This window comes from Streptomyces sp. LE64, assembly GCF_052606915.1.
On sequence record NZ_CP199708.1, the window covers coordinates 2,369,074 to 2,388,588 of the forward strand.

At 71.4% G+C, this 19,515-nt stretch carries 15 protein-coding genes; 1 reads left to right on the forward strand and 14 read right to left on the reverse strand.

What is annotated here, in order from left to right; translation table 11 throughout:
• Window positions 1-247 precede the first annotated feature (247 nt).
• The gene (fahA, locus tag ACSMX9_RS10625; RefSeq protein ID WP_445401873.1) at window positions 248-1,570 is read left to right on the forward strand and encodes a fumarylacetoacetase; all 1,323 of its coding nucleotides are present in this window, start codon (window positions 248-250) and stop codon (window positions 1,568-1,570) included.
• A gap of 34 nt (window positions 1,571-1,604) precedes the next feature.
• Here fahA and recQ read toward each other — a convergent pair whose 3' ends face one another.
• The 14 genes from recQ to ACSMX9_RS10695 form a co-directional block, all read right to left on the reverse strand.
• Window positions 1,605-3,635 carry a DNA helicase RecQ gene (recQ, locus tag ACSMX9_RS10630; RefSeq protein ID WP_445401875.1) on the reverse strand — a complete coding sequence of 677 codons (2,031 nt, stop codon included), beginning with the start codon at window positions 3,633-3,635 and terminating at the stop codon, window positions 1,605-1,607.
• Window positions 3,636-3,824: 189 nt separating this feature from the next.
• A complete protein-coding gene (gene nuoN, locus ACSMX9_RS10635; protein ID WP_445401877.1) occupies window positions 3,825-5,474 on the reverse strand; it encodes an NADH-quinone oxidoreductase subunit NuoN in 1,650 nt (549 codons plus the stop codon).
• A complete protein-coding gene (locus tag ACSMX9_RS10640; protein WP_445401879.1) occupies window positions 5,471-7,045 on the reverse strand; it encodes an NADH-quinone oxidoreductase subunit M in 1,575 nt (524 codons plus the stop codon). Before ACSMX9_RS10640 ends, nuoN begins: the two co-directional genes overlap by 4 nt.
• Before the next feature lie 5 nt (window positions 7,046-7,050).
• The gene (gene nuoL, locus ACSMX9_RS10645; protein ID WP_445401881.1) at window positions 7,051-8,949 is read right to left on the reverse strand and encodes an NADH-quinone oxidoreductase subunit L; all 1,899 of its coding nucleotides are present in this window, start codon (window positions 8,947-8,949) and stop codon (window positions 7,051-7,053) included.
• A 14-nt stretch (window positions 8,950-8,963) separates the two neighbouring features.
• On the reverse strand, window positions 8,964-9,263 hold the full coding sequence (gene nuoK, locus ACSMX9_RS10650; protein WP_351248307.1) for an NADH-quinone oxidoreductase subunit NuoK: 300 nt from the start codon (window positions 9,261-9,263) through the stop codon (window positions 8,964-8,966).
• Complete coding sequence (locus tag ACSMX9_RS10655; RefSeq protein WP_351248305.1) at window positions 9,260-10,072, reverse strand: NADH-quinone oxidoreductase subunit J; 813 nt, start codon at window positions 10,070-10,072, stop codon at window positions 9,260-9,262. Before ACSMX9_RS10655 ends, nuoK begins: the two co-directional genes overlap by 4 nt.
• Window positions 10,069-10,737 (reverse strand): NADH-quinone oxidoreductase subunit NuoI, encoded by a 669-nt coding sequence (gene nuoI, locus ACSMX9_RS10660; RefSeq protein ID WP_445401883.1) that lies wholly within the window; start codon window positions 10,735-10,737, stop codon window positions 10,069-10,071. The genes ACSMX9_RS10655 and nuoI overlap by 4 nt, the downstream gene beginning before the upstream one ends.
• A complete protein-coding gene (gene nuoH, locus ACSMX9_RS10665) occupies window positions 10,730-12,124 on the reverse strand; it encodes an NADH-quinone oxidoreductase subunit NuoH (RefSeq protein ID WP_445401885.1) in 1,395 nt (464 codons plus the stop codon). The genes nuoI and nuoH overlap by 8 nt, the downstream gene beginning before the upstream one ends.
• A complete protein-coding gene (locus tag ACSMX9_RS10670) occupies window positions 12,121-14,628 on the reverse strand; it encodes an NADH-quinone oxidoreductase subunit G (protein WP_445401887.1) in 2,508 nt (835 codons plus the stop codon). Before ACSMX9_RS10670 ends, nuoH begins: the two co-directional genes overlap by 4 nt.
• Entirely contained in the window at window positions 14,625-15,986 is a 1,362-nt protein-coding gene (gene nuoF, locus ACSMX9_RS10675; RefSeq protein WP_351248296.1) for an NADH-quinone oxidoreductase subunit NuoF, read from the reverse strand. The genes ACSMX9_RS10670 and nuoF overlap by 4 nt, the downstream gene beginning before the upstream one ends.
• The gene (gene nuoE, locus ACSMX9_RS10680; protein WP_445401889.1) at window positions 15,983-16,873 is read right to left on the reverse strand and encodes an NADH-quinone oxidoreductase subunit NuoE; all 891 of its coding nucleotides are present in this window, start codon (window positions 16,871-16,873) and stop codon (window positions 15,983-15,985) included. The genes nuoF and nuoE overlap by 4 nt, the downstream gene beginning before the upstream one ends.
• Complete coding sequence (locus tag ACSMX9_RS10685; RefSeq protein WP_351248292.1) at window positions 16,870-18,201, reverse strand: NADH-quinone oxidoreductase subunit D; 1,332 nt, start codon at window positions 18,199-18,201, stop codon at window positions 16,870-16,872. The genes nuoE and ACSMX9_RS10685 overlap by 4 nt, the downstream gene beginning before the upstream one ends.
• Window positions 18,201-18,935 (reverse strand): NADH-quinone oxidoreductase subunit C, encoded by a 735-nt coding sequence (locus tag ACSMX9_RS10690; protein ID WP_445401891.1) that lies wholly within the window; start codon window positions 18,933-18,935, stop codon window positions 18,201-18,203. The genes ACSMX9_RS10685 and ACSMX9_RS10690 overlap by 1 nt, the downstream gene beginning before the upstream one ends.
• Window positions 18,932-19,486: a NuoB/complex I 20 kDa subunit family protein gene (locus ACSMX9_RS10695; protein WP_361265313.1), complete on the reverse strand. Its 555-nt coding sequence runs from the start codon at window positions 19,484-19,486 to the stop codon at window positions 18,932-18,934. Before ACSMX9_RS10695 ends, ACSMX9_RS10690 begins: the two co-directional genes overlap by 4 nt.
• Between the last annotated feature and the right edge of the window lie 29 nt (window positions 19,487-19,515).

The window sequence follows — 19,515 nt, forward strand, 5'->3', positions numbered from 1 at the left end:
GGAGCCTCCAACGGGCCCGCAGCGCCGCCGAGATGACGGAGAGGGGGTCCGTACGGTAATGAACGCCTGACACAGCATCAGGACGCGCGGGGTCCCGCCCGCACCGGGGCTCCGAACACCTCTGCGGTGCACCCACCCGGGACGTTCATCCGTTCGACCGCCCCGGCCGTTGCGTCCGCTCCCCGCACCCCGCCGCGGCCACCCCCGTAACGTGGGCCCCAACCACACGGAAAGTGAGGCAGCAGCGATGCCCGACCCGCACGAGCAGACCCCGCTCGACCGTCCCGAGGGCGACCCCACCCCATGGCCCGACCTGGCCGAGGGCGACCCCTTCGGTCCGCACAACCTTCCGTACGGTGTCTTCTCGCTCCCCGCGTCCACCGACGCGTCCCCGTCCCCCGGCGCGTCCTCGGACGGCCGCCGGGTGGGCGTCCGGCTGGGCGGGTACGTGCTGGACGCCGGTGCCGTCGCCACCGCGCTCGGCTCCCCCTACGCGTCCCTGCTGGCGCGGCCCACCCTCAACCCGCTGCTCGCGGCCGGCCGCACCGCCTGGAGCGACGTGCGCCGCGCCCTGACCGCCTGGGTGACGGTCCCCTCGTACCGGGAGACGGTGGCCCCGCTGCTGCACCCGCTGTCCGAGGTGACCCTGCACCTGCCGTTCGAGGTCGCCGACTACGTCGACTTCTACGCCTCCGAGCACCACGCCCGCAACGTCGGCCGGATGTTCCGCCCCGACGCCGAGGACTCGCTGACCCCCAACTGGAAGCACCTGCCGATCGGTTACCACGGTCGGTCGGGCACCGTCGTGGTGTCCGGCACCGAAGTTGTCCGGCCGCAGGGGCAGCGCAAGGCGCCCACCGACCCGGCGCCGGTGTTCGGGCCCTCGGTGAAGCTCGACATCGAGGCCGAGGTGGGGTTCGTGGTGGGCGTGCCCTCGGCACAGGGCACCGCCGTCCCGCTCGGGGACTTCCGCGAGCACGTCTTCGGGCTCTGCCTGCTCAACGACTGGTCCGCCCGGGACCTCCAGGCGTGGGAGTACGTCCCGCTGGGCCCCTTCCTCGGCAAGTCGTTCGCCACCTCCGTCGCCGCCTGGATCACCCCCCTGGACGCGCTGGACGCGGCCCGCACGGCGCCGCCGGAGCGCACCCACCCGCTGCTGCCGTACCTGGACGACTCCCCCGGGGCGTCGAACGGCCCCGGCGGGCAGGAGCCCGGCGGTTACGACCTGCACATCAGCGTGGCGGTCAACGGCCGGACCGTTTCCGAACCGCCCTTCGCCACCATGTACTGGACGGCGGCCCAGCAACTCGCGCACCTGACCGTGAACGGGGCCTCCCTGCGCACCGGCGACCTCTACGGTTCCGGCACCGTCAGCGGGCCCCGGCCCGAGCAGCGCGGCTCGCTGCTGGAACTCACCTGGAACGGCCGGGACGCGCTGGAGCTGCCCGACGGCCCGCGCACCTTCCTACGGGACGGGGACGAGGTCGTGCTGACCGCCTGGGCCCCGGGCCCGGACGGGGTCCGGGTGGGCCTCGGCGAGGTCCGCGGACGGATCGTCGCCGGCGGCTGACCCGGGCCGGCGCCGGGACGGGGCGCCGGCGGCCTCACCAGTCGAGGTCCTCCGGCTCCGCCGGCTCGGCGCCCCAGTCGAAGCCGTCGTCGGGGGCGTCTGCGGCGGGGTCGGCCGGGGGCTTGGCTCCGGGGGCCTTCGCCGCCGGGGCCTTCGCCGGGGCGGCGGACGGTGCGTCCGGCGCATCGGCGACCGCACCGGCCGCCGTGGCCGCCAGGACCGCGAGCACGCCCTCCCCGTAGGTCGCCAGCTTCTTCTCGCCGACCCCGCCGATGCCGCCCAGCTCGGCGACGGTGGTGGGCGCCGCGGTGGCGATCTCCCGCAGGGTCGCGTCGTGGAAGACGACGTACGCGGGAACGCCCTGTTCTCGGGCCTGCTCGGCGCGCCAGGCGCGCAGCGCCTCGAAGACCGGCAGCAGCTCCGGCGCCAGGTCGACCGCGGCCTTGGCCTTGCGCTCGCCGCCCGACCCGGTGTTGGTCCGGGTGGTGGGCCGCTTGGGCTCCTTGCGCAAGGGCACCTTCCGCTCCCCGCGCAGCACCGCCCCGCTGTGTTCGGTGAGCACCAGGGTGCTGTACTCGCCCTCCACGCCGAGCAGTTCCATCGCCAGCAACTGCCGCATCACGCCGCGCCATTCGGCCTCGGTCAGCTCCTCGCCGATGCCGAACACGGAGAGCCGGTCGTGGTCGAACTGGATGACCTTCGCGGTCCGGCGGCCCAGCAGGATGTCCACCAGGTGGACGGCGCCGAACTTCTGTCGGCGCTCCCGGTCCAGCCGGACCACGGTGGACAGCACCTTCTGCGCGGCCACCGTGCCGTCCCAGGTCTCGGGCGGGGCCTTGCAGGTGTCGCAGTTGCCGCACTGCTCGCTCTCCGGCTCCTGGCCGAAGTACCGCAGCAGCCGGGCCCGCCGGCACTCCACCGTCTCGCACAGCGCCAGCATCGCGTCCAGGTGGGAGGTGGCACGGCGGCGGAACGCCTCGTCGCCCTCCCCGGACTGGATCATCCGGCGCTGCTGGACCACGTCGTTCAGCCCGTACGCCATCCACGCCGTGGACGGCTGCCCGTCCCGGCCGGCGCGGCCGGTCTCCTGGTAGTAGCCCTCGACGGACTTGGGCAGGTCCAGATGGGCGACGAAACGGACGTCGGGCTTGTCGATGCCCATGCCGAAGGCGATGGTGGCGACGACGACCAGGCCGTCCTCGCGCAGGAACCGGGACTGGTTCGCGGCCCGGGTGCGGGCGTCCAGGCCCGCGTGGTAGGGGACGGCGTCGATGCCGTGCCGCACCAGGTACTCGGCCGTCTTCTCCACCGAGGAGCGGGACAGGCAGTACACGATGCCGGCGTCACCCGCGTGCTCCTCGCGCAGCAGCGTCAGCAGCTGCTTGCGCGGCTCGGCCTTCGGCGCGATCCGGTACTGGATGTTGGGCCGGTCGAAGCTGGCCTCGAAGTGCCGGGCCCGGTCCATGCCGAGCCGGGCGGTGATCTCCTGGTGGGTGGCGGCGGTGGCGGTGGCGGTGAGCGCGATCCGGGGCACGTCCGGCCAGCGTTCGCCGAGCACGGCCAGGGCCAGGTAGTCCGGCCGGAAGTCGTGGCCCCACTGGGCGACGCAGTGCGCCTCGTCGATCGCGAAGAGCGAGACCTTGCCGCGGGAGAGCAGGTCGAGGCTGGAGTCCAGCCGCAGCCGCTCGGGGGCGAGGTACAGCAGGTCCAGCTCCCCGGCGAGGAACTGGGCCTCCACCACCCGGCGCTCGTCGAAGTCCTGGGTGGAGTTGACGAAGCCGGCGCGCACCCCGAGCGCCCGCAGGGCGTCCACCTGGTCCTGCATGAGGGCGATCAGCGGCGAGACCACCACCCCGGTACCCGCTCTGACCAGGGCGGGGATCTGGTAGCACAGCGACTTGCCACCGCCGGTGGGCATCAGCACCACCGCGTCCCCGCCGGCGATCACGTGCTCCACGATCGCTTCCTGGTCGCCGCGGAACGCCTCGTAGCCGAACACCCGCCGCAGCGTCTCCAGCGCGCCCTGCGGCCCGCCCGGCCCCTCGGCCCCCGTCGTCTCCGTCACCCCGGTCACGTTCCTTCGCTTCCCCTGTGCCTCGGCCGACCCGGCCCCGTCGGCCACCGCGACCGCACCCGTCCCACGATAGGCGCACCCGCCGACACCGGGACGCGTTGTCCACGACCCGACCCGGAACGTGCGACGGCCCGCCCCGGCGCTCGGCGGGGGCGGGCCGTCGCATCGGGCCGCGGAGGGTCAGCGCACGAACACCCCCGCCTGACCGGCCAGGTCCAGGAAGTACTGGGGCGCCACGCCCAGCACCAGGGTGACCACCACGCCCAGGGCGATGGCGGTGGAGGTGAGCGCGGAGGGCACCGCCACGGTGGGGCCCTCGGGGGTGGGCTCGCTGAAGAACATCAGCACGATCACCCGGAGGTAGAAGAACGCGGCGATCGCGGAGGACAGCACGCCCACCACGACCAGCGCCCCGGCGCCGCCCTCGGCCGCCGCCTTGAACACGGCGAACTTCCCGGAGAACCCGCTGGTCAGCGGGATGCCGGCGAAGGCCAGCAGGAACACCGCGAAGACCGCGGCGACCAGCGGGGAGCGCCGCCCCAGCCCGGCCCACTTGGACAGGTGGGTGGCCTCGCCCCCGGCGTCCCGCACCAGGGTGACCACGGCGAAGGCGCCGATCGTCACGAAGGAGTACGCGCCCAGGTAGAAGAGCACCGAGGAGACGCCCTCGGGCGAGGCCGCGATGACGCCCGCGAGGATGAATCCGGCGTGCGCGATGGACGAGTACGCCAGCAGGCGCTTGACGTCGGTCTGGGTGATCGCGACGATCGCCCCGGCCAGCATGGTGAGGATCGCGACGCCCCACATCACCGGCCGCCAGTCCCAGCGCAGCCCGGGCAGCAGCACGTACAGCACGCGCAGCAGCGCGCCGAAGGCGGCGACCTTGGTGGCGGCGGCCATGAACCCGGTGACCGGGGTGGGCGCGCCCTGGTAGACGTCGGGGGTCCACATGTGGAACGGCACCGCGCCGACCTTGAACAGCAGCCCCATCACCAGCAGGGCGGCGCCGACCAGCAACAGCGCGTCGTTGCCCATGGTCTCGGCGAGGACCGGGGTGACCTCGGCAACCGTGCCGTCGACGACCTGCGCGAGGGTGGCGTAGGACACGGAGCCGGCGTACCCGTACAGCAGGGCGATGCCGAAGAGCATGAACGCGGAGGCGAAGGCGCCGAGCAGGAAGTACTTGACGGCGGCTTCCTGGGAGATCAGCCGCTTGCGGCGGGCCAGCGCGCAGAGCAGGTACAGCGGCAGGGAGAAGACCTCCAGGGCGATGAAGAGCGTCAGGAGGTCGTTGGCGGCGGGGAAGACGAGCATGCCGCCGATGGCGAACATCGCCAGCGGGAACACCTCGGTGGTGGTGAACCCCGCCTTCACCGCGGCCTTCTCCCCGTCGCTGCCGGGGGTGGAGCCGGCCTGCGCGGTGAAGGAGTCGACGCGGTTGCCGTGGACCACGGGGTCGAGGCGGCGTTCGGCGAAGGTGAACACCGCGACGAGCCCGGTGAGCAGGATGACGCCCTGGAGGAACAGGGCGGGCCCGTCGACGGCGATCGCGCCCATGGCGACGATGCCGGCCTTGGTGGTGGCGTACCCGCTGGCGGCGAGGGCGACGACCGCGGCGAAGGCGGAGGCCAGCGCCACGGAGGAGACGAGGAGTTGGACGTGGTAGCGCGCTTTGCGCGGGACGGCGGCCTCCACCAGGATGCCGATGACCGCGGCGGCGATCACGATGAGGACGGGCGCGAGCTGCCCGTACTCGATGTCCGGCGCGTCGATCTTGTTGAGCGGCTCGGCCGCTGTTGTCCACAGGCTGTGGACGGCTGTGGCACTCACTTGGCCGCCTCCACCTCGGGCTGGGGGTCCGTCTTCTGGACGTCGGACATGGTGTGCTGGACCGCCGGGTTGACGATGTCCGTGAGCGGCTTCGGGAAGACGCCCAGGAAGATCAGCAGGGCGATCAGCGGGGCCACCACCACGAGTTCCCGCACCTTGAGGTCGGGCATGGTGGCGATCTCGGGCTTGACCGGGCCGGTCATCGTCCGCTGGTAGAGGACGAGGACGTACAGCGCGGCCAACACGATGCCGAGGGTGGCGATGACGCCGACCACCGGGTACCGGGCGAAGGTGCCGACCAGCACCAGGAACTCGCTGACGAAGGGGGCGAGCCCGGGCAGGGACAACGTGGCGAGCCCACCGATCAGGAAGGTCCCGGCGAGCACCGGGGCGACCTTCTGGACTCCCCCGTAGTCGGCGATGAGCCGCGAGCCGCGCCGGGAGATCAGGAACCCGGCGACGAGCATCAGGGCCGCGGTCGAGATGCCGTGGTTGACCATGTAGAGCGTGGCGCCGCTCTGGCCCTGCGAGGTCATCGCGAAGATGCCGAGCACGATGAAGCCGAAGTGGGAGATCGAGGCGTACGCCACCAGCCGCTTGATGTCCCGCTGGCCCACCGCGAGCAGCGCCCCGTAGACGATGCTGATCAGCGCCAGCACCAGGACCACCGGGGTGGCCCACTGCGAGGCCTCGGGGAACAGGCCCAGGCAGAAGCGGAGCATCGCGAAGGTGCCGACCTTGTCGACGACCGCGGTGATCAGCACGGCGACCGGGGCGGTGGACTCGCCCATGGCGTTGGGCAGCCAGGTGTGCAGCGGCCACAGCGGGGCCTTCACCGCGAAGGCGAAGAAGAAGCCGAGGAACAGCAGCCGTTCGGTGGTGGTCGCCATCTCCAGCGAGCCGCTGGCCCGGGCCGCCGCGATCTCCTGGAGCGAGAAGCTCCCGGCGACCACGTACAGCCCGATCACGGCGGCCAGCATGACCAGCCCGCCGGCCAGGTTGTAGAGCAGGAACTTGACCGCGGCGTAGGACCGCTGGGTCGCCGCCGCCTTGTCGCCGCCCTCGTGGGCGCGGTCCCCGAAGCCGCCGATGAGGAAGTACATCGGGATGAGCATGGCTTCGAAGAAGACGTAGAAGAGGAAGACGTCGGTGGCCTCGAAGGAGAGGATCACCATCGCCTCGACGGCGAGGATCAGGGCGAAGAAGCCCTGGGTGGGCCGCCAGCGGGAGTCGACGTGCTCCGGGGAGGGGTCGGCGTCGTGCCAGCCGGCGAGGATGATGAACGGGATCAGCAGGGCGGTGAGCCCGATCAGGGCGACGGCGATGCCGTCCACCCCGAGTTCGTAGCGCACCCCGAAGTCGCTGATCCAGGAGTGGGACTCGGTGAGTTGGTAGCGGTCGCCGCCCGGTTCGAAGCGGACGGCGACGACGATCGCCAGGACCAGGGTGGCCAGCGAGACCAGCAGCGCCAGCCACTTGGCGGCGGTGCGCCGCGCGGCGGGGACGGCGGCGGTGGCGATCGCTCCGATCGCCGGGAGCGCCGCCGTCGCGGTGAGCAGGGGAAAGGACATCGCTATCAGACCGCCCTCATGAGCAGGGTCGCGGCGACCAGGACGGCGGCGCCGCCGAACATCGAGACCGCGTACGAGCGCGCGTAACCGTTCTGGAGCCGGCGCAGCCGCCCGGAGAGGCCGCCGAAGGACGCCGCGGTGCCGTTGACCACCCCGTCGACCAGGGTGTGGTCCACGTACACCAGGGAGCGCGTGAGGTGCTCGCCGCCGCGCACCAGGACCACGTGGTTGAAGTCGTCCTGGAGGAGGTCGCGGCGGGCCGCCCGGGTGAGCAGGGAGCCGCGCGGGGCGACCACCGGGACGGGCCGGCGGCCGTACATGGCGTAGGCGACGGCGACGCCGATGACGAGCGCCGCCACGGTGGCGAGGGTGACCGTCATCGCGCTGAGCGGCGGGTGGCCGTGTTCGGTGGGCCCGGTGACCGGCTCCAGCCAGTGCTGGAAGCGGTCGCCGATGCTGAACAGACCGCCGGCGAAGACCGAGCCGAAGGCCAGGACGATCATGGGGATCGTCATGGACTTCGGGGACTCGTGCGGGTGCGGCGGGTTGCCGTCCGCGTCCGGCTGCCAGCGCTTCTCGCCGAAGAAGGTCAGCAGCATCACCCGGGTCATGTAGAACGCGGTGATCACCGCGCCCAGCAGGGCCGCGGAGCCGAAGATCCAGCCCTGGACGCCGCCCTTGGCGAAGGCCGCCTCGATGATCATGTCCTTGGAGAAGAAGCCGGACAGCCCGGGGAAGCCGATGATCGCCAGGTAGCCGAGGCCGAAGGTGACGAAGGTGACCGGCATGTACTTCCGCAGGCCGCCGTACTTGCGCATGTCGACCTCGTCGTTCATGCCGTGCATCACCGAGCCGGCGCCCAGGAACAGCCCGGCCTTGAAGAAGCCGTGCGTCACCAGGTGCATGATCGCGAAGACGTAGCCCAGCGGGCCGAGGCCCGCGGCCAGCACCATGTAGCCGATCTGGGACATCGTCGAACCGGCGAGCGCCTTCTTGATGTCGTCCTTGGCGCAACCGACGATCGCACCGAACAGCAGCGTCACGGTGCCGACGACGGCGACGACCAGTTGGGCGTCCGGGGCGGCGTTGAAGATCGCGCCGGAGCGGACGATCAGGTAGACGCCGGCGGTCACCATGGTCGCCGCGTGGATCAGCGCGGAGACCGGGGTCGGGCCCTCCATCGCGTCGCCCAGCCAGGACTGGAGCGGCACCTGCGCGGACTTGCCGCAGGCGGCCAGCAGCAGCATCAGCCCGATCGCGGTGAGGGTGCCCTCCGAGGTCTCCCCGACCGAGCCCAGCACCGGCCCGAAGGCGAAGGTGCCGAAGGTGGTGAACATCAGCATGATCGCGATGGACAGGCCGATGTCGCCGACCCGGTTGACCAGGAACGCCTTCTTGGCGGCGGTCGCGGCGCTGGGCTTGTGCTGCCAGAAGCCGATCAGCAGGTACGAGGCGAGGCCCACGCCCTCCCAACCGAAGTACAGCAGCAGGTAGTTGTCGGCGAGGACCAGCAACAGCATCGCCGCGAGGAACAGGTTGAGGTAGCCGAAGAAGCGGCGGCGCCGCTCGTCGTGCTCCATGTAGCCGATCGAGTAGACGTGGATCAGCGTGCCCACGCCGGTGATCAGCAGGACGAAGGTCATCGAGAGCTGGTCCAGCTGGAAGGCGATGTCCGCCTGGAAGCCCTCCACGGGGATCCAGCTGAACAGGTGCTGGTGCAGCGTGCGGTCCTCGGCGCCGCGGCCGAGCAACTCCACGAAGAGCACCGCGCCGATGAGGAACGACGCGCCCGCGAGGGCCGTGCCCACCAGATGACCGGTGCGGTCGAGTCGACGGCCGCCGCACAGCAGGACCGCCGCTCCGAGCAGGGGCGCCGCGACGAGCAGCGCAATCAGGTTCTCCACGAGTCAGGGTCCCCTTACAGCTTCATCAGGCTGGCGTCGTCGACCGAGGCCGAGTGCCGGGAACGGAACAGCGACACGATGATCGCGAGCCCGACCACGACCTCGGCGGCGGCGACGACCATCGTGAAGAACGCGATGATCTGGCCGTCGAGGTTGCCGTGCATCCGGGAGAAGGCGACGAACGCGAGGTTGCAGGCGTTCAGCATCAACTCGATGCACATGAACACCACGATCATGTTGCGGCGGATCAGCACCCCGGTGGCCCCGATGGTGAACAGCAGGGCCGCCAGGTACAGGTAGTTGACCGGGCTCACTTCGCCGCCTCCTCGGGCCGGGCCCGCTCCAGTCGCTCCTCGGAGCGCTGCTCGATGGCCTTCAGGTCCTCCAGCGCCTGGCCGGACACGTCCCGGACCTGGCCCCGCGCGCGGAGCGTCTGGTTCACGGTCAGCTCGGACGGGGTGCCGTCCGGCAGCAGGCCCGCGATGTCGACCGCGTTGTGCCGGGCGTAGACGCCCGGGGCGGGCAGCGGCGGCAGGTGCTTGCCCTCGCGCACCCGCTGCTCGGCCAACTCGCGCTGGGTCTTCGCCCGCTCGGTGCGCTCCCGGTGGGTGAGCACCATCGCGCCCACCGTCGCGGTGATCAGCAGCGCACCGGTGATCTCGAAGGCGAAGACGTACTTGGTGAAGATCAGGGCGGCCAGGCCCTCCACGTTGCCCCCGGCGTTGGCCTGCGCCAGCCCCCGGGACTCGGAGAGCGCGGCGTTGCCGATCCCGCCGACGAGCAGCGCCCCGAAGCCCAGGCCGCACAGCGCGGCCAGCCAGCGCTGGCCCTTGATGGTCTCCTTCAGCGAGTCCGCGGCGGTCACCCCGACGAGCATGACCACGAAGAGGAACAGCATCATGATCGCGCCGGTGTAGACGACGATCTGGACGATGCCGAGGAAGTAGGCGCCGTTCGCGAGGTAGAACACCGCGAGGACGATCATGGTCCCGGCGAGGCAGAGTGCGCTGTGCACCGCCCTGCGCATCAGGATCGTGCACAGCGCGCCCACGACGGCGACCGTCCCGAGAATCCAGAACTGGACGGCCTCGCCCGTCGAGGTGGCGGCGGCGAGCTGGTTCACGCCTGGCTCCCTTCCGCCCGCTGGGCCCCGCCGGGGGCGGCGGAGTCCTCGACGGACGCGTCCTCGACGGGCTTCTCGCCCCGGGAGGTGGCCGTCTGCCGGACCGTGCCGGGCGCGGCGTGCGTCACCAGCCCGCGGTAGTAGTCCTGTTCGTCGGTCCCCGGGTAGATCGCGTGCGGGGAGTCGACCATGCCCTCCTCCAGGCCGGCGAGGAGCTGTTCCTTGGTGTAGATGAGGTTCTCGCGGCTGCTGTCGGCCAACTCGAACTCGTTGGTCATCGTGAGCGCCCGGGTGGGGCACGCCTCGATGCAGAGCCCGCAGAGGATGCAGCGGGCGTAGTTGATCTGGTAGACGCGGCCGTACCGCTCGCCCGGGGAGTAGCGCTCCTCCTCGGTGTTGTCGGCGCCCTCCACGTAGATGGCGTCCGCCGGGCACGCCCAGGCGCACAGCTCGCAGCCCACGCACTTCTCCAGCCCGTCCGGATGCCGGTTGAGCTGGTGGCGGCCGTGGAACCGGGGCGCCGTGGTCTTGGGCTGCTCCGGGTACTGCTCGGTCAGCCGCTTCTTGAACATGGCCGTGAACGTCACGCCGAAGCCCGCCACGGGGTTCTGGAACCCCTGCTTGGCCGCCTCGACGCCGTCCGGCTCCGGGGATCGCTCAGCCATCGGACGCCTCCTTTCCGTCGGTGGTCCCGCCCGCGGCACCGTCGTTCGCCGTGTCCGGTCCGCCACTGCCAACCAGCTCCCGCTCCCGGCGCGGACGCCGCCGCGGCACCGCGGGCAGCTCCTGACCGGGCAGCGGCGGCACCGGGAACCCGCCGGCCATCGGGTCGAACGCGACGGGCGCCGGCGCCTCCTCGGCCGCGGCCCGGGCCCGACCGCGGTCGCGGAGCACGTCCACCACCACGGAGAGCAACAGCAGGGCGATCACGCCGCCGCCCACGTAGAGGGCGATGTCGGCGAAGTCGTAGCCCTCGTTGCGCAACGTCTTGACGGTGGCGACGAGCATCAGCCAGAGCACCGAGACCGGGATGAGGACCTTCCAGCCGAGCTTCATCAGCTGGTCGTAGCGGACGCGGGGCAGGGTGCCGCGCAGCCAGATGAAGAAGAACAGCAGCAGCTGCACCTTGAGGACGAACCAGAGCAGCGGCCACCACCCCTGGTTGGCGCCCTCCCAGAAGGTGCTGATCGGGTACGGGGCCCGCCAGCCGCCCAGGAACAGGGTCACCGACACCGCGGAGACCGTCACCATGTTCACGTACTCGGCGAGCATGAACATCGCGAACTTGATGGACGAGTACTCGGTGTTGAAGCCGCCGACCAGGTCGCCCTCGGACTCCGGCATGTCGAACGGGGCCCGGTTGGTCTCGCCGACCATGGTGACGATGTAGATCAGGAACGACACCGGCAGCAGCACCACGTACCAGCGGTCGGCCTGCGCGTCCACGATCGCGGAGGTGGACATCGACCCCGAGTACAGGAACACCGAGGCGAAGGCCGCGCCCATGGCGATCTCGTAGGAGATCATCTGCGCGCAGGAGCGCAAGCCGCCGAGCAGCGGATAGGTGGAACCGGAGCTCCACCCCGCGAGCACGATGCCGTAGATGCCGACCGAGGCGACCGCGAGGATGTACAGCATCGCGATCGGCAGGTCGGTCAGCTGCATCGTGGTGCGCTGCCCGAAGATCGACACCTGGTTGTCGGCCGGGCCGAAGGGGATCACCGCGATCGCCATGAACGCGGGGATCGCCGCCACGATCGGCGCGAGGACGTACACCACCTTGTCCGCGCGCTTGACGATGACGTCTTCCTTCAGCATCAGCTTGATGCCGTCGGCGAGCGACTGGAGCATCCCCCACGGACCGTGCCGGTTGGGGCCGATCCGCAGCTGCATCCAGGCGACGACCTTGCGCTCCCACACGATGGAGACCAGGACGGTCACCATCAGGAAGGCGAAGCAGAACACCGCCTTGATGACCACCAGCCACCACGGGTCGCGGCCGAACATCGACAGGTCTTCCAGGGCGAGCGGCATCAGCGTCTGAGGCGTCATGACTCCACCTCCGTGACCTCCTGCGAGCCCGGCCGGTCAGCCGGGCCGATGCGGACGAGTGCGCCGGGCAGCGCCCCGGTGTCGGCGGCGACGCCCTCGCCCGCCGAGTTGAGCGGCAGCCACACCACCCGGTCGGGCATCCGGGTCACCACCAGCGGCAGCGCGGTGGAGCCGGCGGGACCGGTGACGCCGAGGAACTCGCCGTCACCGACGCCCACCTCCGCCGCGGTGGCCGCGGAGAGCCGGGCCACGGCCGGGTGCCGGGTGCCGGCGAGGGCCTCGTCGCCCTCCTGGAGCCGGCCCCGGTCGAGCAGCAGCCGGTGACCGGCGAGCACGGCCTGGCCGGCCGCCGGGCGGGGCGGAGCGCCGGCGGAGTGCACCGGGTCGTCGGCCCGGGGGCCGTCCCAGCCGCCGAGCCGGTCCAGTTCGCCGCGCAGGGTGCGCAGGTCCGGCAGGCCGAGGTGGACGTCCATCGCGTCGGCGAGCATCTGGAGGACGCGCGCGTCGGTGGGCGCCACCCGACGGGCCAGCTGGTCGGGCTTGAGGGCTGCCTCGAACGGCCGCGCGCGGCCTTCCCAGTTGAGGAAGGTGCCCGCCTTCTCGGCGACCGCGGCCACCGGGAACACCACGTCGGCACGGTCGGTGACCTCGCCGGGCCGCAGCTCCAGGCTCACCACGAAGCCGGCCCCGTCCAGCGCGGCCCGGGCCCGGGCCGGGTCGGGCAGGTCGGTGACCTCCACCCCGCCGACCAGCAGGGCGCCGAGGAGTCCGCCGGCGGCGGCCTCCACGATCTCGCCGGTGTCCCGGCCGTAGCGGGGCGGGAGTTCGGCGAGGCCCCAGGCCGCGGCGACCTCCTCGCGGGCCCGCGGGTCGGTGGCCGGTCGGCCGCCCGGCAGCAGCGAGGGCAGGGCGCCGGCCTCGACCGCTCCCCGCTCGCCGGCCCGGCGCGGGATCCACACCAGCCGGGCGCCGGTCGCGGTGGCGGCCCGCAGGGCCGCCGTCAACCCGCCCTTGACGCCGGCCAGCCGCTCGCCGACGACCAGGACCGCGCCTTCGGCGTGCAGCGCCTCGGCGGCCTCGGTGCCCCCGCTCTCCAGACCCACGCCGCTGGCGAGGGCGTCCAGCCACTCGGTCTCGGTGCCGGGCGCGGCGGGCAGCAGGGTGCCGCCGGCCTTCTCCAGTCCGCGGCTGGCGTGGCTGGCGAGCGCGAAGACCCGCTGGCCGCGGGTGCGCCACGCCTTGCGCAGCCGCAGGAAGACCCCGGGGGCCTCCTCCTCCGACTCGAAGCCGACCAGCAGCACCGCGGGCGCCTGCTCCAGCTCGCGGTAGGTCGTTCCGCTGCCGTCCAGGTCCCGGCCGCGGCCGGCGACCCGGGCGGCGAGGAAGTCGGCCTCCTCGGCGCTGTGCACGCGGGCCCGGAAGTCGATGTCGTTGGTGCCCAGGGCGACCCGCGCGAACTTGCTGTACGCGTAGGCGTCCTCGACGGTGAGCCGGCCCCCGGTGAGGACGCCGGTCCGGCCGCGGGCGGCGCTCAGGCCGCGGGCGGCGGCGTCGAGGGCCTCGGGCCAGCCGGCCGGCTCCAGTTCACCGGTGTCGGGGTTGCGCAGCAGCGGGTGGGCGAGCCGGTCGGGCCGCTGTGCGTAGCGGAAGCCGAAGCGGCCCTTGTCGCACATCCACTCCTCGTTGACCTCCGGGTCGTCGGCGGCGAGGCGCCGCATGACCTTGCCGCGCCGGTGGTCGGTGCGGGTGGCGCAGCCGCCGGCGCAGTGCTCGCAGACGCTCGGCGAGGAGACCAGGTCGAAGGGGCGGGAGCGGAACCGGTAGGCGGCGGAGGTGAGCGCGCCGACCGGGCAGATCTGGATGGTGTTGCCGGAGAAGTACGACTCGAAGGGGTCGCCCTCGCCGGTGCCGACCTGCTGGAGGGCGCCGCGTTCGATCAGCTCGATCATCGGGTCGCCGGCGACCTGGTTGCTGAAGCGGGTGCAGCGGGCGCAGAGCACGCAGCGCTCGCGGTCCAGGAGCACCTGGGTGGAGATCGGGACGGGCTTCTCGTAGGTGCGCTTGCGGCCCTCGAAGCGGGTGTCCGGGGAGCCGACCGACATGGCCTGGTTCTGGAGCGGGCACTCGCCGCCCTTGTCGCAGACCGGGCAGTCCAGCGGGTGGTTGATGAGCAGCAGCTCCATCACCCCGCGCTGGGCCTTCTCGGCGACGGGCGAGGTGAGTTGCGTCTTGACGACCATCCCGTCGGTGCAGGTGATGGTGCAGGACGCCATGGGCTTGCGCTGTCCCTCCACCTCGACGATGCACTGCCGGCAGGCGCCGGCGGGGTCGAGCAGGGGGTGGTCGCAGAAGCGGGGGATCTCGATGCCGAGGAGCTCGGCGGCCCGGATCACCAGGGTGCCCTTGGGCACGCTGATCTCGACGCCGTCGATGGTCAGCGTGACCAGGTCGGCGGGCGGGGGCGCGGCTCCGCCGCCGGAGGGCGCGTTCGTGGTGACCGTCATGCGTTCACCTCCGTGGTGTCGGCGGGGTGGTCGGCCCAGGCGGTGGACTTGGCCGGGTCGAAGGGGCAGCCGCGGCCGGTGATGTGGTCCTCGTACTCGGCGCGGAAGTACTGGAGCGAGGAGAAGATCGGCGACGCGGCTCCGTCGCCGAGGGCGCAGAACGACTTGCCGTTGATGTTGTCGGCGATGTCGTTCAGCTTGTCGAGGTCGCTCATCACGCCGCGGCCCGCCTCGATGTCGCGCAGCAACTGGACGAGCCAGTAGGTGCCTTCGCGGCAGGGGGTGCACTTGCCGCAGGACTCGTGGGCGTAGAACTCGGTCCAGCGGGTGACGGCGCGCACCACGCAGGTGGTCTCGTCGAAGCACTGGAGGGCCTTGGTGCCGAGCATCGAGCCGGCGGCGCCGACGCCCTCGTAGTCGAGGGGCACGTCGAGGTGCTCGTCGGTGAGGATCGGGGTGGAGGAGCCGCCGGGGGTCCAGAACTTGAGGCGGTGTCCGGGACGCATCCCGCCGCTCATGTCGAGGAGTTGGCGCAGGGTGATGCCGAGCGGCGCCTCGTACTGGCCGGGGCCGGCGACGTGGCCGCTGAGCGAGTACAGGGTGAAGCCGGGGGACTTCTCGCTGCCGAGCGAGCGGAACCACTCCTTGCCCCGGTTCAGGATCGCGGGAACCGAAGCGATGGACTCGACGTTGTTCACCACAGTGGGGCACGCGTACAGGCCCGCGACGGCCGGGAAGGGAGGTCGCAGGCGCGGCTGGCCGCGACGGCCTTCGAGCGAGTCCAGGAGTGCGGTCTCCTCGCCGCAGATGTACGCGCCGGCGCCGGCGTGGACGACGACGTCGAGGTCGAGGCCGCTGCCGAGGACGTTGGTGCCGAGGTAACCGGCGTCGTACGCCTCGCGCACGGCTTCGTGCAGCCTGCGCAGCACGGGGACGACCTCACCGCGCAGGTAGATGAAGGCGTGCTGCGAGCGGATGGCGTAGCAGGCGATGACGATCCCCTCGATGAGGGAATGCGGGTTCGCGAAGAGGAGCGGGATGTCCTTGCAGGTCCCCGGCTCCGACTCGTCGGCGTTGACGACGAGGTAGTGGGGCTTGCCGTCGCCCTGGGGGATGAACTGCCACTTCATGCCCGTGGGGAAGCCGGCGCCGCCCCGGCCGCGCAGGCCGGACTCCTTGACGTAGGCGATGACCTCGTCGGGTGACATGGCGAGGGCCTTGCGCAGTCCCTCGTAGCCGTCGTGCCGTCGGTAGACCTCCAGTGACCAGGACTTCTCCTCGTCCCAGAAGGCCGACAGGACCGGTGAGAGCAGTTTTTCCGGGTTGCTCTGGTTGATCTCCGGCGCCAAGGTCATCACGCTCCCTCCGCTGTGTTCCCGGTGCTTGCGGTGCCTCCGGGGTTCTCGGTGACCGGCCCCGAGGGGTGCGCGGGGTCGGATGCCGAGGTGTCCTGTGGTGCGTCGTGCGAGCTGGGGTGTTCCGCGCCCGGACCGGGGGCGCCGGCGGGGCGCGCGGCGGACCGGGAGGCGCGCGGGTGGACCACCCGGGCGGCGGGTTCGCCCTTGGCCAGGCGCAGTCCGATGAGGGAGGCGGGGCCGGCGCCGCCGGTGGCGTCGACGGCTCCCGGGCGCTCGTCGGGGAAGCCGGCGAGGATGCGGGAGGTCTCCTTGAAGCTGCACAGCGGGGCGCCGCGGGTGGGTTCCACGGTGGCCCCGGCGCGCAGGTCGTCGACGAGCCGGACGGCGGATTCTGGGGTCTGGTTGTCGAAGAACTCCCAGTTGACCATCACCACGGGCGCGAAGTCGCAGGCCGCGTTGCACTCGATGTGTTCGAGGGTGACCTTGCCGTCCCCGGTGGTCTCGCCGTTCTCGACGTCGAGGTGGCGCTTGAGGGTCTCGAAGATGGCGTCGCCGCCCATGACCGCGCAGAGCGTGTTGGTGCAGACGCCGACCTGGTAGTCGCCGCCCTGCCGGCGCCGGTACATGGTGTAGAAGGTGGCGACGGCGGTGACCTCGGCGGTGGTCAGGTCGAGCATCTCGGCGCAGAACCGCATGCCGGTGCGGGTGACGTAGCCCTCCTCGCCCTGGACGAGGTGGAGCAGCGGCAGCAGGGCGGAGCGGGAGCCGGGGTAGCGGTCGATGAGTTCCCGGGCGTCGGCTTCGAGGCGGGCGCGGACGTCGGCCGGGTAGTCGGGGGCCGGCGGCTGGGGCATGCCCAGGCTGACTTCTCGGGGTGCGGTGGTCATCGGTCGACGCCTCCCATCACGGGGTCGATGGACGCGACGGCGACGATGACGTCGGCGACCTGGCCGCCTTCGCACATGGCCGCCATGGCCTGGAGGTTGGTGAACGACGGGTCGCGGAAGTGGACCCGGAAGGGGCGGGTGCCGCCGTCGGAGACGACGTGCGCCCCGAGTTCGCCCTTGGGGGACTCCACCGCCGCGTACACCTGTCCGGCGGGGACCCGGAAGCCCTCCGTCACCAGCTTGAAGTGATGGATCAGGGCCTCCATGGAGGTGCCCATGATCTTCTTGATGTGGTCGAGGGAGTTGCCGAGTCCATCCGGGCCCTGGGCGAGTTGGGCGGGCCAGGCGATCTTCTTGTCGGCGACCATGACCGGGCCGGGCTCCAGCCGGTCGATGCACTGCTCGACGATCCGCAGTGACTGGCGCATCTCCTCCAGCCGGATCAGGAAGCGGCCGTAGGAGTCGCAGGTGTCGGTGGTCGGCACCTCGAAGTCGTAGGTCTCGTAACCGCAGTAGGGCTGGGTCTTGCGCAGGTCGTGCGGGAGACCGGCGGAGCGCAGGACGGGTCCGGTGGCGCCGAGGGCCATGCAGCCGGTGAGGTCGAGGTAGCCGATGTCCTGCATGCGGGCCTTGAAGATGGGGTTCCCGGTGGCGAGCTTGTCGTACTCGGGGAGGTTCTTCTTCATCTTCTTGACGAAGTCGCGCAGGTGGTCGACGGTGCCGGGGGGCAGGTCCTGGGCGAGTCCACCGGGTCGGATGTAGGCGTGGTTCATCCGCAGGCCGGTGATCAACTCGTAGATGTCGAGGATGAGTTCGCGGTCGCGGAAGCCGTAGATCATGATGGTGGTGGCGCCGAGTTCCATCCCGCCGGTGGCGATGCACACCAGGTGGGAGGAGAGCCGGTTGAGCTCCATGAGCAGCACCCGGATCACGGTGGCCCGGTCGGGGACCTCGTCCTCGATGCCGAGCAGCTTCTCCACCGCGAGGCAGTACGCCGCCTCGTTGAAGAACGGCGTCAGGTAGTCCATGCGGGTCACGAAGGTGGTGCCCTGGGTCCAGGTCCGGTATTCGAGGTTCTTCTCGATGCCGGTGTGCAGGTAGCCGATGCCGCAGCGGGCCTCGGTGACCGTCTCGCCGTCGATCTCCAGGATCAGTCGCAGCACCCCGTGCGTGGAGGGGTGCTGCGGGCCCATGTTGACGATGATGCGTTCGTCGTCGGCCTTGGCGGCGGACTGGACGACCTCGTCCCAGTCTCCGCCGGTGACGGTGTAGACGGCGCCCTCGGTCGTCTCCCTCGGGGACGCGGACGAAGCAGATGCTGTGGTCATCAGGAGTACGACCTCCGCTGGTCGGGAGCCGGGATCTGGGCGCCCTTGTACTCGACGGCGATGCCGCCCAGGGGGTAGTCCTTGCGCTGCGGGAAGCCCTGCCAGTCGTCCGGCATCATGATCCGGGTGAGCGCGGGGTGGCCGTCGAAGACGATCCCGAAGAAGTCGTAGGTCTCGCGCTCGTGCCAGTCGTTGGTGGGGTAAACGGCGACCAGCGAGGGGACGTGCGGATCGGCGTCGGGGGCGGTGACCTCAAGCCGGACCAGCCGGTTGTGGGTGATCGAGCGCAGGTGGTAGATGGCGTGCAGTTCGCGTCCCCGGTCGCCTGGGTAGTGCACCCCGCTGACGCCGGTGCAGAGTTCGAACCGCAGCGCCGGGTCGTCGCGCAGCGTCTGGGCGACCCGCACCAGGTGCTCGCGGTCGATGTGGAAGGTCAACTCGTCGCGGTCGACGACCGTCTTGACGATCGCGTTCTCCGGAACGAGCCCCTGTTCCTCCAGGGCGCCCTCCAGCTCGTCGGCGACCTCGTCGAACCAGCCGCCGTAGGGGCGGGTGGCCTCGCCGGGGAGCCGCACCGAGCGGACGAGTCCGCCGAAGCCGGAGGTGTCCCCGGTGTCCGCGGCGCCGAACATGCCGCGCTGGACCCGGACCTCCTCCCCGTGGTCGCCCCGTTGACCGGGCAGGTTCTGGGCGTTGACCTCCTGGTCGGGGTTCACGCCGTTGCCCTCGCTCATCGCAGCAGCCCCTTCATCTCGATGGTCGGGAGCGCCTTGAGGGCCGCTTCCTCCGCCTCGCGGGCCGCCTCCTCGGCGTTCACGCCGAGCTTGGAGGTCTGGATCTTCTGGTGGAGTTTGAGGATCGCGTCCATCAGCATCTCGGGCCGGGGCGGACAGCCCGGCAGGTAGATGTCCACGGGGACGACGTGGTCGACGCCCTGGACGATCGCGTAGTTGTTGAACATGCCGCCCGAGGACGCACAGACGCCCATCGAGATGACCCACTTGGGGTTGGGCATCTGGTCGTAGACCTGGCGCAGCACCGGCGCCATCTTCTGACTGACCCGGCCGGCGACGATCATCAGGTCGGCCTGGCGCGGTGAGCCGCGGAAGACCTCCATGCCGAAGCGTGCGAGGTCGTAGCGGCCCGCGCCCGTCGTCATCATCTCGATCGCGCAGCACGCGAGGCCGAAGGTGGCGGGAAAGACGGACGCCTTGCGCACCCAGCCCGCGGCCTGTTCGACGGTGGTCAGCAGAAAGCCGCTCGGCAGTTTCTCTTCGAGTCCCATTGGTGGCCCCTAGACCCTTCTGTCCCTCG